We start from the raw sequence: 1,757 nt of genomic DNA, 5'->3' as shown, positions 1-1,757 counted from the left end.
CCCCGACACTGCCCACCATCAGCCCAACATGCCGAAAAGGAACGTCAGTTGCACCGATGAGCCGTCATGAAGTGCCGAGGCTAAACGATCACTCAACGCCACGATCCAATACTGGGCCGGGTCAACGCGCTCGGTGACTCGCCGGCCTGGGCCGGTATCCCTCTCGGCGGGCTGCTCGCCGGGTCGGCGGTGACCGCTGTCGGACTCGTGCCGGTGTTGCTCACCTGCGGCGCCGCGTACTTCCTCACCACGAATCTGGCTGGACTGCGGCCGGAACGGCGCGAGATGGACCGTAGGCGTGGGCGGCGCGTCGTGAAGCCGCATTCCAAAACCGCATTGGCACTTCCTCGGGCGCGACAGTGAGACGTAGTGCCGGGAAGCGGCGAAGCAGTGCGGGCAGGGCGATGCGCATTTCGGCGCGGGCCAGTCGCTGCCCGAGGCACCGGTGGAGGCCGTGACCGAACGCGAGGTGTCCGGCCGTGGAGCGGGTGAGGTCAAGCGCGTCCGGGTCGGCGAAATGGTCAGCGTCCCGGTTCGCCGCGGACAGTGCGACGGTGACGGACTCACCAACCTTGATCGGGCAGCCGTGGAGCTCGATGTCCTGGAGCGCGACGCGGACCACGTGATGGATGATCGTGAGGTAACGCAGCAGCTCCTCGACCACTGCAGGGGCGTCTTCCTCCTTGTCGCGGACCTCGGCTAACTGTGCGGAGTTGGCCAGCAGAGCGAAAGTGCCCAGCGCAAGCATGTGCGCCGTCGTCTCATGCCCGGCGATCAGGAGCAGGAGCGCCAGTCCGGCCCTCTCGTCCGCAGTAAGTCCCTCGTGCGCAGCGAGCCCGCTGAGCACGTCTTCCTCTGGCCAGGAACGCTTGTGGCGCAGTAGGTCCCGTAGATATGCCATGAGCTCGTTGACCGCCTCTTGCCGGCGTTCCGGTGTGAGGTCGACGTTCAAGAGCGTGGCGGCGTTCCGCTGGAACTCCTGCCTGTCGGAGTAGGGCACCCCGAGCCTTCGCCGATCACTTGTGACGGGATCGGCAGCGCGAATGCCTTGAACAGGTCGGCCGGGCCTCCGGCGAGCTCCATCGCGTTCAACTGGTCATGGACGATCGCTTCGATCTCCGGTTCGAGGAGCTTTATCCGGCGCACCGTGAAGTCAACGGTGAGCAACCGCCGATAGTGGTCGTGCTCGGGCGGGTCCATGTGGAGGAAGAACCCCGGCGGCACGGGCACGCTTGCCGGCTGGGCGATCGGTGAGCGCATGTGGTCTGGGAGGACGCTGAACCGGGGATCTGCCAGGATCGCCCGCGCTGCGGCCAAGCCGGTCACCAACCATCCCTGACCACCGTCGACGTAGGTCATCCGATGGATTGGGCCGAGCCCCTGCCGGCGGCGCAGTTCCTCTGGCGGATCGAACGGGTTCTGGCGGGCCGTGGGCATGACTCCTGCCGGGGACGTGCTCTCCATCGGCCGCTCCTCGGTCGGTACGGACCTCCCCATAAAGCAGCACTCGATGCAAAAGGTCAATAAATGCAAAATTACATCGCATGCGGTAAGGTGCTGTCGTGACCAGCGACCCAGGGCTGCGCCAGCGGAAGAAGATGCGCACGAGGCAAGCGCTCATCGAAGGCGCTCTGCGATTGTTCGCCGAGAAGGGTTACGACCAGACAACCGTGGCGGAGATCGCGGCCACCGCAGACATCGCGACACGGACCTTCTTCAGCTACTTCGACAGCAAGGACGACATTGTCTTCTTCGAC

Annotated in this window: 3 protein-coding genes and 1 pseudogene; 2 read left to right on the top strand and 2 right to left on the bottom strand. The window is 65.2% G+C overall.

The window, feature by feature from the left end:
• Window positions 1-108: 108 nt before the first annotated feature.
• A pseudogene (locus ACFU5F_RS42345) lies at window positions 109-363 on the top strand (MFS transporter); the annotation flags it as partial.
• On the opposite strand, the gene ACFU5F_RS42340 reads toward ACFU5F_RS42345, so the two are convergent.
• Window positions 245-1,000 (bottom strand): cytochrome P450, encoded by a 756-nt coding sequence (locus ACFU5F_RS42340; protein WP_383899019.1) that lies wholly within the window; start codon window positions 998-1,000, stop codon window positions 245-247. The pseudogene ACFU5F_RS42345 and the gene ACFU5F_RS42340 sit on opposite strands and share 119 nt — an antisense overlap.
• Window positions 949-1,464, bottom strand: coding sequence for a hypothetical protein (locus ACFU5F_RS42335; RefSeq protein WP_383899017.1), 516 nt, complete (start codon window positions 1,462-1,464; stop codon window positions 949-951). The genes ACFU5F_RS42340 and ACFU5F_RS42335 overlap by 52 nt, the downstream gene beginning before the upstream one ends.
• Window positions 1,465-1,562: 98 nt before the next feature.
• On the opposite strand from ACFU5F_RS42335, the gene ACFU5F_RS42330 reads away from it, so the two are divergent.
• Window positions 1,563-1,757, top strand: a 195-nt coding sequence (locus tag ACFU5F_RS42330) for a TetR/AcrR family transcriptional regulator (RefSeq protein WP_383899015.1), incomplete at its 3' end; no start/stop codon positions are given.

The organism is Streptomyces sp. NPDC057438, assembly GCF_042802995.1.
In the GTDB taxonomy this organism is placed as follows: Bacteria; Actinomycetota; Actinomycetes; order Streptomycetales; family Streptomycetaceae; genus Streptomyces.
The sequence above is the reverse complement of the archived record's forward strand: the minus strand, read 5'-3'. Positions and strand labels throughout refer to the sequence as shown.